The sequence below is a fragment of the Mycobacterium sp. SMC-21 genome (assembly GCF_045310825.1).
Lineage (GTDB): Bacteria > Actinomycetota > Actinomycetes > Mycobacteriales > Mycobacteriaceae > Mycobacterium.
On the sequence record NZ_JBJIAO010000033.1, the window covers coordinates 18,844 to 31,718 of the forward strand.

At 68.9% G+C, this 12,875-nt stretch carries 10 protein-coding genes; 6 read left to right on the forward strand and 4 right to left on the reverse strand.

Annotated features, from left to right (window positions below; all coding sequences use genetic code 11):
• Positions 1–231 precede the first annotated feature (231 nt).
• Both ACJH6H_RS23400 and ACJH6H_RS23405 read right to left on the reverse strand, forming a co-directional pair.
• The gene (locus ACJH6H_RS23400) at positions 232–1,800 is read right to left on the reverse strand and encodes a DNA polymerase Y family protein (protein ID WP_406775901.1); all 1,569 of its coding nucleotides are present in this window, start codon (positions 1,798–1,800) and stop codon (positions 232–234) included.
• Position 1,801: 1 nt separating this feature from the next.
• Positions 1,802–2,497: a hypothetical protein gene (locus tag ACJH6H_RS23405; protein ID WP_406775902.1), complete on the reverse strand. Its 696-nt coding sequence runs from the start codon at positions 2,495–2,497 to the stop codon at positions 1,802–1,804.
• Between the two features lie 209 nt (positions 2,498–2,706).
• On the opposite strand from ACJH6H_RS23405, the gene ACJH6H_RS23410 reads away from it, so the two are divergent.
• The 3 genes from ACJH6H_RS23410 to ACJH6H_RS23420 are packed head-to-tail and all read left to right on the forward strand — an operon-like array spanning position 2,707 to position 6,574.
• Positions 2,707–2,973 carry a hypothetical protein gene (locus ACJH6H_RS23410; RefSeq protein ID WP_406775903.1) on the forward strand — a complete coding sequence of 89 codons (267 nt, stop codon included), beginning with the start codon at positions 2,707–2,709 and terminating at the stop codon, positions 2,971–2,973.
• Positions 2,974–3,032: 59 nt separating this feature from the next.
• Positions 3,033–4,667 carry a peptidase S53 gene (locus tag ACJH6H_RS23415; protein ID WP_406775904.1) on the forward strand — a complete coding sequence of 545 codons (1,635 nt, stop codon included), beginning with the start codon at positions 3,033–3,035 and terminating at the stop codon, positions 4,665–4,667.
• Positions 4,664–6,574, forward strand: coding sequence for a zinc ribbon domain-containing protein (locus ACJH6H_RS23420; RefSeq protein WP_406775905.1), 1,911 nt, complete (start codon positions 4,664–4,666; stop codon positions 6,572–6,574). The genes ACJH6H_RS23415 and ACJH6H_RS23420 overlap by 4 nt, the downstream gene beginning before the upstream one ends.
• A 24-nt stretch (positions 6,575–6,598) precedes the next feature.
• On the opposite strand, the gene guaA is transcribed toward ACJH6H_RS23420, so the two are convergent.
• Both guaA and ACJH6H_RS23430 read right to left on the reverse strand, forming a co-directional pair.
• Entirely contained in the window at positions 6,599–8,158 is a 1,560-nt protein-coding gene (gene guaA, locus ACJH6H_RS23425; RefSeq protein WP_406775906.1) for a glutamine-hydrolyzing GMP synthase, read from the reverse strand.
• 9 nt (positions 8,159–8,167) lie between these two features.
• Positions 8,168–8,725, reverse strand: a complete 558-nt coding sequence (locus tag ACJH6H_RS23430) for a TetR/AcrR family transcriptional regulator (RefSeq protein ID WP_406775907.1) — start codon at positions 8,723–8,725, stop codon at positions 8,168–8,170.
• Positions 8,726–8,792: 67 nt separating this feature from the next.
• On the opposite strand from ACJH6H_RS23430, the gene ACJH6H_RS23435 reads away from it, so the two are divergent.
• The 3 genes from ACJH6H_RS23435 (at position 8,793) to ACJH6H_RS23445 (ending at position 12,834) form a co-directional block, all read left to right on the forward strand.
• Positions 8,793–9,662 (forward strand): TauD/TfdA dioxygenase family protein, encoded by an 870-nt coding sequence (locus tag ACJH6H_RS23435; protein WP_406775929.1) that lies wholly within the window; start codon positions 8,793–8,795, stop codon positions 9,660–9,662.
• Positions 9,663–9,731: 69 nt separating this feature from the next.
• Complete coding sequence (locus ACJH6H_RS23440) at positions 9,732–10,466, forward strand: beta-phosphoglucomutase family hydrolase (RefSeq protein ID WP_406775908.1); 735 nt, start codon at positions 9,732–9,734, stop codon at positions 10,464–10,466.
• 7 nt (positions 10,467–10,473) lie between these two features.
• A complete protein-coding gene (locus tag ACJH6H_RS23445) occupies positions 10,474–12,834 on the forward strand; it encodes a glycoside hydrolase family 65 protein (RefSeq protein WP_406775909.1) in 2,361 nt (786 codons plus the stop codon).
• Positions 12,835–12,875 lie beyond the last annotated feature (41 nt).

Below are 12,875 nucleotides of genomic sequence, written 5' to 3' on the forward strand. Positions count from 1 at the left end.
TTTCTCGTTCTTCCGGAGTCCTCGAAGATGCCGCGGGTTCGGGCACTTCCGGCGGCGCCTCAGCCCCCCGCCCCCACCCCCCCGAGGGCGCTACGGCGAATGTGCAGCTTCGGACGGTGGAGCTGCCTGGAAATTTGGAACGAAACCTGCACGTTCGCCATAGGAAGCAATCGGGCGACCACTGGGCGCTGCCCGGCTCAGGAACGCGATGATTCGGACTGCGGCGCCGGCCTATTCATAAACCCCCTCCACATACCACCGCCGCTGCCGGTAGCAGAGCAGCAGCGCACGGCTCTCCCCTTCATCTCCGAGCAGCACCTGGACCCGTGCCGTGCGGCCCTTCCCCCGCTCCGGATCCCACCAGCGTTCGTCGACCGGCCACGGCCCCGCCCACCAGCGCAACGCCCCGCGATACCCCGAACCCGTCAGTCCCACCGGATCGGCGGAGAACATGCCCCGGTCCGTCACCCGAACCGAATCACCGCGTACGTCAACTAGTTCCACCGGGTCATCCAGCAGCACCACCGGAGCCGGCTCCGGCAGACGCCCCGGCCATGGCTGGGTCGGATCGTTCAGCGGCACCACCTCATCCCCCAGCGGGGTCAGCGTGATGCGCTCGGCCGGCCCCCGTCCACCACTGAGCACCGGCACCTGTACCGCCTCCGGCCCGAGCAGACCCTGGACCCGCACCAGTGCCCGTCGGGCGCGCATCCGGTCGTCATCTCCGGACGATCCCCACAACGGCAACTGCAATGCCGCGGCCGAGACCACCTCGACCGGATGCAGCCGCAACACCGTGATGGGCCCGGTGGGTCCGGCCCCGCCCAGTCCCCGCCTGGTCAACCAACCGTCCAGCTGCCACCGCACCCGGTCGGCGGTGGCGTCCTCGGTCAGCGGCTCGGCGCACCGCCAGACCCGTTGCAGTTCCTCACCGTTGGCGGTCACCGCGTCGATGGCCAGCCGGGTGCACCCCACCCCGGCGGACTCCAGGCTGCGGTGCAACTGACCCGCCAGCGAGCGTCCGGCGAATGCCGCCGCGTCGACCCGGTCGATCGGCGGGTCGCAGTCCATCACGGCATCGAGGTCCGCCGATGTCTCCGGCCCCGACGGGCGGCGCGCCGGTTCACCCCGCGAAAACCGGTGCGCGACCACGGCATCGGTGCCGAATCGGGACGCCACGTCGGTCCGCGACAGCGCAGCGAACTGGCCGATGGTTCGAATGCCCATGCGCCACAACAAGTCTGACAGCTCTTCCCGGCCCTCGCCGGACAGGCTCGGTTCGGTGGCCAGCTGCCGGATGGACAATCCGGAGAGAAACTGCGCATCCTCACCCGGCGCGAGAATGCGTCCCGCCCGGGCCGCGAAGACCGCCGTGGGCAGCTGGTCGGCGATGCCCACCTGGCATTCGACCCCGGCCGCACCCACCGCGTCGACCAACCGCTCGGCCGCGGTCTGCTCCGACCCGAAATACCGGGCCGCGCCGCGCACCGGCAATACCAGCAGCCCGGGCCGCAGCACCTCCGCGCGCGGCACGACCTCGTCGACCGCGGCCGTCACGCCCTCGAAATGACGGGCGTCCCGCGCCGGATCGGCGGTGGCGACGTGCAATTGCGGGCAGCGGGCCTGAGCTTCCCTGCGCCGCAACCCCCTTCGGACGCCCGATGCCCGGGCCGACGCCGAACAGGCCGCCACCCGGTTCGCCAGAGTGACTGCCACCGGTTCGGTCACCGGCAGTCCCGCCGCCACCGCTGCCGCCACGGCGGGCCAGTCCATGCACCAGATGGCCAGTACCCGGGACATCTCAGCCGCCCACCGCTCGCAGCGGGCGCATCGAGCGGCCCCGGGCCCGGGTGTCCAGCCGCACCCGGCCGATCCGTCCGCACCCCGGCACCGGGTCCCCGGCGCCCGCGCCGACCACCTCGTACCCGCGGACCCTGGCCTCCAGCCGGGCCGTCGCCCCGGGCCAGTCGCCGTCGGTGACCAGCAGGGTGCACTCGCGCTGCCGGGCCCGGGACGCCACCACCCGCGCCCGGCCGGCCGGAACGGACTTGCCGCCCAGGCCGAGCAGCACCAGGTCGAGCCCGTCCATGAGTACCGCGGCCACCTCCACCGGGTCCGGCCCCGGGTCCGGGATGAGTGCGATGCGTTCCAGGTCGGCCCCCATCTCCACCGCGGCCAGCAACCCGATCTTGGGCTGACCGACGATGGCCGCGTACCCACCGGCCGCCGTCACCGCAGCCACCATCCGCAACGGCAGCGAACGGGCCCCCGAGAGCACCGCGACCGTGCCGCGGGGCAACACGTCGGGTAGCGCCTCAAACTGGGAATCCGGGGATTCCAGCAAACTTTCCGCAGGCTTCGGGACCGGTTCCGGCCGCCCCCGGTCCCGGCCGCGCAAACCCGCCGGTCCCGACATCTCGGCGATCTTGCGCCGGAGCTGTTCCAGCTGGTCAGCACGGTCAATCCGACCATCCGCCAGACTGGTCACAGCCGCCACAACAACACCTCCCGCACCACCAGACACTGTCAATATTCGAATATTTGTTCGATACCGTGAGTAAACACCTACCCACCGACACGGTCAAGCCGCCGGTGATCCACAACACCGCCATCTCGGCGTTCTGACCTGTACGCTCGTAACTGGAATAGGTCCGGAATCCCACTCGAGGCTTGGTGGACCGCTGCGCTAGTGGAAGGGCATGCATCATGCGTTCGAATCGTCTGGTCCACCGCGTCACCGCCGCAGCGGGAGGCACCGCACTCATCGCGATGATCGGCCTCACCGCCGGCTGCGGTGAGGAGAAGAAGGCCCCCGAGACGCCGTCGTCGACGACCACCACGACCACGTCCACGACGACGTCGGCGGTCACCCCGACCGAGAAGTCGATCAGCCCGGGCGGCGGCAACCTGTTCACCCCGTCGGTCACCGCCAACCCGGCACCCACCGCCACACCGGGCACGCACCGCAACTGACAACCAACCCGGGTTGCCTACCGGCCCAGCAGAATCCGGGTTCGCGCTACCGTTGGTACATGCCATCGCCGAATCGGACACCGCCCCGGCGATGGCTGGTTGCCCTGGCGCTTGCCGCCACCCTGACGCTGGTGGTCGTCAACCTGCCCACCCCGGGCCGGCCGACCACGGCGTCAGACCAATCGTCAGGCACCATCGACGGCCCCTTCGCGTCGCTGCTCGCCTCCTCGACCGATCTCGGGCCCGCCCATCCGCAGCGCGTCCAGCTCACCGCCACGCTCGATGCGAACCATCGACCGGACGCGCTGATCAATTGGGCTGAGCTGCAACGCCTTTCGGTGCGCTGGCGCCCCGGCGACAACTGGGCCGTCGTCGAAGGCGACCCCGACCGGATGGGCGCCGCTTTCGGCGTCGAGGTGCACGACTATCGCGGCCGGCGTGGACAGGAGTTCTACGCCGCGCCGCAGCAACCTCAGCTCCCCACCGAACTACAAGGCACGGTCGCCGAATTGGGCCGGATCCTCAGCTACACCCCGCACCACGATTCGGCACCGCAGGACCCGCCGCAGGGTGTCCCGGAACGCGGCCTGACCCCGAGCCACCTGCTCAGCGCCTACCACGCCGACAAGTTGAGCGCCGCCGGCCACACCGGCAAGGGCACCACGGTGGTGGTCTTCGCCTTCAACGGCTACGACCAAGCCGACCTGGACCAGTTCTCCACCACCTTCGGCCTGCCCAAGTTCACCCCGACCCTCATCGGCGGGCAGCCCGGCGACGAGCGCGGCGAGACCACCATGGACCTCGAGGTGATCCACGCCATCGCCCCCGACGCCCGGCTCGTCGTGGTCAACGCCCGTCCCACGGTCACCGGCGACGGCGCCTACCTGAAGATCGGCGAGATGTTCGAGCAGACCGACCGTGATTTCCCCGGCGCGATCTGGAGCCTGTCGATCGGCTGGGGCTGCGACAAACTGACCACCGCGGCCGACCTCGCCCCCGTCCGCTCGGCGTTGGCCGCCGCAGAATCCCACGGCACCACGGCATTTGACGCCAGCGGCGACCTGGCCGGACTGGAATGCAAGGGCGGCGACGACTGGGACTCCCCGCCCGGCCCGGCCGACGTCGGGCTGGATTCGGTGGCATCGATGCCCGAGATGACCAACGTCGGCGGCAGCACCCTGTCCACCGACGCCGACGGCAGGTGGGTGGACGAACAGGCCTGGTTCAACGTCCCGCTCTCCCAGGGCACCGGCGGCGGGGTCTCCGCACTGTTCGATCAGCCACGCTGGCAGGCGGCCGCGGCGAACCAGGTCGACCCGAAGCGCAGCGCCGGAAGGCGCATGACGCCGGACATCTCGGCCGTCGCCGATCCCTATACCGGCGTACGGATCGTGGTGGACAAACAGGTGGTCGTCGGTGGCGGCACGTCGCAGTCTGCACCGATCTGGGCCGGACTGACGGCCGTCATGACGCAATACCTCACCGCCAACGGCGGACGTCCGATCGGCGCGCTCAACCCGCTGCTGTATCGGATCGCCACCGGCGCCCCGCGACCGGCATTCCGCGATATCACCTTGGGCGGCAACGCTGTTGACACCGCGGGCCCGGGCTACGACCTGGTCAGCGGCCTCGGCACCCCGAACGTGGAGAACCTGGCGGAAAACCTGTTGTTGCTGCAGAAGGTGACGCAATGACCACCCAGCTCCAAGACCGCCCGATGATGGAGTGCGAGGTCTGCCAGCTGGACGTCCCGGCCGGCGAGTACTGCGGCTTGTGCGGCGCACCGCTGAGCGAACACCGCCACGACGGACCGCACTGGCTGCGGGCCCGGTCTTTCAGCGCCGCTCCCGGCCAGCATCTGCTTCGCCTGTCGATCACCAGTTCGCTGTTCCCGCACCTGTCCCCGCGGTCGCGCACGTCGTTCATGCTCGGGCTCGTCGCCCTGGTGCTCGCTCTCATTGCCACCGCGATGCTCCGCCTGCCCGGCGCGCTCGTCGCCGTCGCCGTCCTGGGGCTGCCCGTGATCTTCGGAATCTATCTCCGGGAATCCGAATTCAACCAGGACGCACCGCGCGGCAACCTCTGGCTGACCGCCGGTCTCGCCGTCGCCCTGGGCGTCGGGTGGGCGCTACTCACCGGAGCGGTGGCCGCCCGGTCGTACGGCATCCCACTCGGTGCGGGTATCGCGGCGGCCCGCATGCTGCGCACCGGCCTCGGCGCCACGCTCGGTGGCCTACTGCTGATGCAGGTGCCCACGCTGGTGATCCGCCTGGTCCGGCCCGGCCATCGAGAAGCCTTGCACGGCTACGCCATTGGCGCCCATGCCGCCATCTATTTCACCGCGGCGGCAACCCTGACCCGGCTGGCCCCGCAGTTCGGCACCGGCATGGTCAACCGCGACCGCCCGCTGCAAGGCCTGTTGGTCGAAGCCGGTATCCGCGGCCTGGCCACTCCCATCATCGCCGCCACCGTCGGCGGCTTGATCGGCGCGGCGCTGTGGTTCACCCGGCCACCGAACAAGGCGCACCAACATCGCGGTTACGTCCGGCTGACGCTGACCCTGATCGCGGTGATCGTTGCCGTGGTCTATGCCCTGCTCGGCCTGATCGATGCCGTCCAGCTGCCCCAGTTCGTCCAGCTGGCAATGTATTTCGCGCTCACCCTCGTGGCGCTGCTGGCGTTGCGCATCGGGCTGCACCTGGCGCTGCTGCACGAGGCTCACGACGACTACGACATGGATGAGCCGCTGCTGTGCACGCAGTGCGGCCACGTCGTGCCCGACGCCCCGTTCTGCGCGGCCTGCGGCGCCGCCACCCGGGCATCGTCACGGGCGGCACGGCACAGCCAGCGCGCCGACCGCCCGGCACCCGCCGACACCCTGACGGTGGGGCTCCTCCCCGGCTACTCGCTGCACGCCCCGGCCTACGCGACGACGCCGACCCGGACCACGAAACGCGTTCAGGTGGCACTGGTTTTCGTCCTCGCCGCCGTGGTGGTGGCCGCGCTCCTGGTCGGGGTGTCCGGACTTCTGGAGAAGCCGGCCGTGCGGTACGTGTGCCCGCCGGAATGCGGCCATCCGCCCATGGGTCAGCCGGTGACCATCAACCCCCGGTTCACCGCACCCGACGGCTCGTTCAGCGTCGCCTACCCGGCAACCGGATCGGCGTACGAGGTGACCAAGGACGACCACGGCGTCCTGGCCAAACTGCTCGCCGGTGACGGCGGGATGCTGCAGTTGTTCAGCCGGCCCGCAACCGGACGTCATCCGAAAGACATTGCGGCCGAACTGGTCAGGTCGACCTACCCGGATGCCAAGACCGCGTACGAGATTCCGAACGCCATGGTCGGCTACCAGACGGGCTACGGCGTCGTCGCCGACTGGTATCCGCAGGGCGCGAGCCGCCAGTACTCCCGGATGCGGCTGCTGGTGCTCGTCGCCGTCAAGAACGACCTGGCACTGATCGCCGCGGCCTCGGGTCCGTACCACCGTTTCGGTCCCGACTTCGGTTCCGGGAAACCGTCCGCTGTCGGCCTGCAGCTGGCCCTGGACATGGGCCAGTACGTCAACAGCTTCGCGTGGCGGGGCGACCCGGCGCGCTGAGCCGGCGGCGTCAGCGGAGGGAGCTCACTCCCACTCGATGGTGCCCGGCGGTTTGCTGGTGATGTCCAGCACGACGCGGTTCACCTCGGGTACCTCGTTGGTGATCCGGGTCGAAATGCGTTCCAGCACTTCGTAAGGCACGCGGGTCCAGTCGGCGGTCATGGCGTCCTCGCTCGACACCGGGCGCAGCACGATCGGATGCCCATACGTCCGCCCGTCACCCTGCACACCCACCGAGCGCACATCGGCCAGCAGCACCACGGGGCACTGCCAGATGCTCTGATCCTGACCGGCCGCGGTGAGCTCCTCGCGGGCGATCGAGTCGGCGCGGCGCAGCGTGTCCAGCCGCGAGCCCGTCACCTCGCCGACGATCCGGATACCGAGGCCCGGACCCGGGAAGGGTTGGCGCCCAACGATTTCCTCGGGCAGGCCGAGCTCGCGGCCCACGGCACGCACCTCATCCTTGAACAGCAGCCGCAGCGGCTCGACGAGTTTGAACTTGAGGTCCTCGGGCAGACCGCCGACGTTGTGGTGGCTCTTGATGTTGGCGGTACCGGTGCCGCCGCCAGACTCGACGACGTCCGGGTACAGCGTGCCCTGCACCAGGAATTCGATCTCGGACTCGCTCGATCCCAAGGTGTCGCGCACCGCGCCCTCGAAGGCCCGGATGAACTCCCGGCCGATGATCTTGCGCTTGCCTTCGGGGTTCGTCACACCCGACAGGGCGTCGAGGAAGCGGTCGGCTTCATCGACGGTGACGAGCTTGGCGCCGGTCGCGGCGACGAAGTCGCGTTCCACCTGCTCGCGCTCGCCGGCGCGCAGCAGGCCGTGGTCGACGAACACACACGTCAGCCGGTCACCGATGGCGCGCTGCACCAGCGCCGCCGCCACCGCCGAGTCGACGCCGCCCGACAGGCCGCAAATGGCCTGGCCGTCGCCGATCTGCTCGCGCACCTGCTCGACCAGCTGGTCGGCGATGTTGGCCGCGGTCCAGGTCGCGCCGATGCCGGCGAAGTCGTGCAGGAAGCGACTGAGCACCTGCTGGCCGTGCGGAGAGTGCATCACCTCGGGGTGGTACTGGACGCCGGCGAGCTTGCGGGCCCGGTCCTCGAAGGCGGCGACCGGGGCGCCGGGGCTGCTGGCCACGACGTCGAACCCGGCGGGCGCCGCGGTGACCGCGTCGCCGTGGCTCATCCACACCGGCTGCGTGCCAGGCAGGCCCGAATGCAGTTCGCCGCCGGCGACTTTGAGCTCGGTCCTGCCGTATTCACTGGTGCCGGTGTGCGCCACGGTGCCGCCGAGCGCCTGGGCCATGGCCTGGAACCCGTAGCAGATGCCGAACACCGGGACCCCGAGGTCGAAGATCGCCGAGTCGAGTTGCGGCGCGCCTTCTTCGTAGACGCTGGACGGGCCGCCGGACAGCACGATGGCCTGCGGATTCTTGGCCTTGATCTCCTCGACCGTCGCGGTATGCGGCAGTACCTCGGAGAACACCCGAGCCTCGCGGACCCGGCGGGCGATCAGCTGTGCGTACTGCGCACCGAAGTCGATGACCAGGACGGGCTGTGAAGCTGGTGTTTGCACCCGCCCAGTCTAGTGGTGACCAGGCGGCGGCTCTGCCAGCCGCTCGGCCGCCGCGCCCACGGCGGCGCGGACGTCGTCGTCGGTCATCTCGCCGAGCCCCAGCGCGGGCCGCAGGAACGGCCCGAGCAGGCGCCAGCCCAGCTGCAGCGCGATGATATTGCCCACCGCGAGCCGGGCCTGATTCTCGTCGGCGTACCGCGGCAGGAATTCGTCGAGCAGGCGCGCCATGTTGGGAAATGTCGTCTGCAACTCCCCCACCGGGTACCCGTCGAGCGCGGCCCGGGCGATCACCCGCAGCTGCCGGTCGACTGCCGCCTCGATCACGTCGGCCGGTGCATCGGTGTCGATCAACTCCCTGAGCTGTTGTCCCAGATGATCCAGCACCGCTCCCACCAGCTTGTCCTTGGAGCCGAGGTGCCGGAACACCAGTCCGTGGTTGACGTTCGACTTCGCGGCGATGTCCCGGATCGACGTGGCTGCGGGACCGCGCGCGGCGAACAGTTCCGACGCGGCCTCGAGGACGGCCGCGACCACCTCGTCGCGACCCACTGGCACACCTGTAGTCACGTGGTTACACTAGCGTCCACGTGACTGTAGTCAATTGACTACAGTCACCTTCGCCGAAAGGAACGTCATGCTCAACGCCACCAAACTGACCAGCAAGATCGGTGCCGTCATCGACGGCGTGCGGCTGGGCGGGGACCTGTCCCCCGAGACCGTCGCCGGGATTCGCGCCGCGCTGCTGGAACACAGGGTCATCTTCTTCCGCGGCCAGGACCATCTCGACGACGCGCAGCAGCAGGCCTTCGGGGAACTGATGGGCGATCTGGTCGGCCATCACTCGATGAAGAGCGCCGACGCACCGAAGATCGCCCCGATCGACTCGGAATACGGCAAAGCCAACCGCTGGCACACCGACGTGACGTTCATGCCCGACTACCCCTCGGCATCGGTGCTCCGGGCCGTCACGCTGCCGACCTACGGCGGTTCCACCCTGTGGGCCTCCACCGTCGCGGCCTACGAGGCGTTGCCCGCCCCGCTCAAGGCACTGGTCGAGAATCTGCGGGCCGTGCACTCCAACCGGTTCGACTACCTCAAGGACGTCACCGTGGATACGACGCACCTGACCGACGAACAGAAGGGCTACCAGGCCGAGTTCCAGAAGCCCGACTTCCGCACCGAGCACCCGGTGGTGCGCGTCCACCCGGAGACCGGCGAACGCGCCCTGGTGGCCGGGCAGTTCGTCCGCGGCTTCGTCGGCCTGGACAGCTACGAGTCGGCTGCACTGCTGGAACTGCTGCAGCGACGGATCACCATGACAGAGAACACCGTTCGCTGGAACTGGCAGCACGGCGACGTCGCCATGTGGGACAACCGGGCCACCCAGCACCGCGCCGTCGACGACTACGACGGCCAGCATCGGCTGATGCACCGCGTCACGCTGACCGGCGACGTTCCGGTCGACATCCACGGCGCACCCAGCCGCGTCATCAGTGCGGCATAGCGGCGAGGCATAACCGCGCCGAAAAGCGGGAAAGGACACAGCAGAACCGCTCCCGACCGAAAGACAACCATGCTGGGTCTCCCCGACGCCGTGCACGCGTGCCTGTTCGACCTCGACGGCGTCCTGACGGACACCGCGAGCGTGCACAAGAAGGCCTGGAAGGCGATGTTCGACGACTATCTGCAGCATCGTGCCGAACGTGACGGCGAACCGTTCGTCCCGTTCGACAGCCACGACGACTACCTGCTGTACGTCGACGGCAAGCCGCGCCAGGATGGCGTCCGCTCGTTTCTGCGCAGCCGCAGCATCGACCTCCCCGATGGCAACCCGGACGACCCGCCGGACGCCGAGACCGTCGCCGGCCTGGGAAACCGCAAGAACGAGATGTTCCAGAAGGTGCTGCACGACGACGGCATCGAGGCGTTCAGCGGGTCCCGGCGATATCTGGAGGCCGTCGCCGACGCCGGCCTCGGCATCGCGGTCGTGTCGTCGAGCGCCAACACCCGTCAGGTGCTCGACGTCACCGGCCTGTCTCGGTTCGTCCAGCAGCGGGTCGATGGCGTGACCCTGCGCGACGAGCACATCGCGGGCAAACCGGCACCGGACTCGTTCCTGCGGGCGGCACAGCTGTTGGGCGTCGCACCGGCGGCGGCCGCCGTCTTCGAAGACGCGTTGGCCGGTGTCGCGGCGGGCCGAAACGGCCGATTCGGGTACGTCGTCGGAGTCGACAGAGCCGATCAAGCCGCGCAGCTACGCAGCAGCGGCGCAGATGTCGTGGTTCGCGACCTGGCCGAGCTGCTGTAGGCCGACGATGATCACCCAGGAATCATTTCCCGTCGAGCCATGGCAGGTCCGCGAGACGCAACTGGACCTCGATTTGCTGGCACAGTCGGAGTCGGTATTCGCATTGTCCAACGGGCACATCGGCTTTCGCGGAAATCTAGACGAGGGCGAACCGCACGGACTGCCCGGCACCTATCTCAACTCGTTCTACGAAACCCGGCCGCTGCCGTACGCCGAAAGCGGATTCGGCTATCCGCAGGGCGGCGAGACCATCGTCGACGTCACCAACGGCAAGATCATCCGACTGCTGGTCGACGACGAGCCCTTCGACGTCCGGTACGGCGAACTCATCGACCACGAGAGAATTCTGGATCTGCGTGCCGGCACCCTCTCGCGCACCGTGCACTGGCGGTCACCGGCCGGAAAACAGGTGCGGGTCAATTCGGTTCGCCTGGTCTCGCTGGCCCAGCGCAGCGTCGCGGCAATCGAGTACATCGTCGAGGCCATCGACGAATTCGCCCGTGTCACAGTGCAATCGGAGTTGGTCGCCAATGAGGACCAGCCGCAGACCTCATCGGACCCCCGGGTCGCGTCGGCCCTTGCCAATCCACTCCAGGCGGTACACCACGAACACAACCAACACAGTGGCCTGCTGATCCACCAGACCAAGCGCAGCGGGCTGATGATGGCCGCCGCGATGGACCACGAGATCGAGGTCCCGGGCCGTGTCGAAGTGAGCACCGACGCACGCCCGGATCTGGCGCGCACCACCGTGATCTGTGGGCTGCGACCGGGTCAGCAACTGCGCATCGTGAAGTATCTGGCGTACGGCTGGTCGAGCCTGCGGTCGCGACCCGCGCTGCGAGATCAGGTCGCCGGTGCGCTGGCCGGCGCGCACTACAGCGGGTGGCAGGGTCTGCTGGATCTGCAGCGGGCCTATCTCGACGATTTCTGGGACAGCGCCGACGTCGAGGTCGACGGTGACCCCGACTGCCAGCAGGCCGTGCGGTTCGGGCTGTTCCACGTGCTGCAGGCCAGTGCCCGCGCGGAATGCCGCGCCATCGCAGGCAAGGGGCTGACCGGAACCGGCTATGACGGTCACGCCTTCTGGGACACCGAAGGTTTCGTGCTCCCGGTGCTCACCTACACGAAACCCCATACCGTCGCCGACGCCCTGCGATGGCGCGCTTCGACCCTGGAATTGGCGAAAAGCCGTGCGGCCGAACTGGGTTTGCGCGGCGCGAGCTTCCCGTGGCGAACCATATCCGGACCCGAGTGCTCGGCCTATTGGCCGGCCGGGACCGCAGCATGGCACGTCAACGCCGACATCGCGATGGCGTTCGAGCGCTACCGCAACGCCACCGGGGACGAATCGCTGGAACTCGACTGCGGCCTGACGGTCCTGGTGGAGACGGCACGGTTGTGGATGTCGTTGGGACACCACGACCGGCACGGCATCTGGCATCTCGACGGCGTCACCGGTCCCGACGAGTACACCGCGATGGTGCGCGACAACGTCTTCACCAATCTCATGGCGGCACACAACTTGCGCGTCGCGGCCGACGCGTGCACGCGGCATCCCGACAACGCCTATGCCATGGGCGTGACCAACGAGGAGACCGCCGCCTGGCGCGACGCCGCAGCCGCCGCACATATCCCGTATGACGACGAGCTCGCGGTGCATCCGCAGTGTGAAGGCTTCACCACCTTCGCGGAATGGGAGTTCTCGTCCGACACCGCCTATCCCCTCTTTCTGCACCACCCGTACGTGCGGCTGTATCCGGCGCAGGTGATCAAGCAGGCGGACCTGGTGCTGGCCATGCAGTGGCAGGGCCACGCCTTCACCGACCGGCAGAAGGCGCACAACGTCGACTACTACGAGCGGCGCACGGTCCGGGACTCGTCGCTGTCCGCGTGCAGCCAGGCGGTGATGTGCGCAGAGGTCGGCCACCTCGAATTGGCGCACGACTACACCTACGAGGCGGCCTTGATCGATCTCCGCGACCTGCACCACAACACCCGCGACGGGCTGCACATGGCATCCCTGGCCGGTGCCTGGATCGCATTGGTCGCCGGTTTCGGTGGTCTGCGCGACGACGAAGGCGTCCTCGCGCTCGACCCTCAACTGCCGGACAGCCTGGCCCGGCTCCGGTTTCGGTTGCGGTGGAAGGAATTTCGGATCACCGTCGACGCCACGCACCACGAGGTGACGTACACCCTGCGCGACGGCCCCGACTCCACCCTGGAAATCCGGCATGCCGGTGCCGACCTCACGCTCAGTACGCGCGAGCCGACCGTCGTCGACGTCAAGCCGCGGCAGTCGCTATTGCCCCCGCCGCCGCAACCACCCGGCCGGGCACCCACCCACCGGCGGTTCAATACGGCCTGACCCCGAGGGATTTGTGCACGATTTTCCGCGGTCAGCGCGGA

Bases quoted from the DNA above. Each gene is read 5' to 3' on its own strand.
- ACJH6H_RS23400 (WP_406775901.1), bottom strand. From the start codon at position 1,800: ATGTCCCGGGTACTGGCCATCTGGTGCATGGACTGGCCCGCCGTGGCG.
- ACJH6H_RS23410 (WP_406775903.1), top strand. From the start codon at position 2,707: ATGCGTTCGAATCGTCTGGTCCACCGCGTCACCGCCGCAGCGGGAGGC.
- ACJH6H_RS23415 (WP_406775904.1), top strand. From the start codon at position 3,033: ATGCCATCGCCGAATCGGACACCGCCCCGGCGATGGCTGGTTGCCCTG.
- ACJH6H_RS23420 (WP_406775905.1), top strand. From the start codon at position 4,664: ATGACCACCCAGCTCCAAGACCGCCCGATGATGGAGTGCGAGGTCTGC.
- ACJH6H_RS23435 (WP_406775929.1), top strand. From the start codon at position 8,793: ATGCTCAACGCCACCAAACTGACCAGCAAGATCGGTGCCGTCATCGAC.
- ACJH6H_RS23440 (WP_406775908.1), top strand. From the start codon at position 9,732: ATGCTGGGTCTCCCCGACGCCGTGCACGCGTGCCTGTTCGACCTCGAC.
- ACJH6H_RS23445 (WP_406775909.1), top strand. From the start codon at position 10,474: ATGATCACCCAGGAATCATTTCCCGTCGAGCCATGGCAGGTCCGCGAG.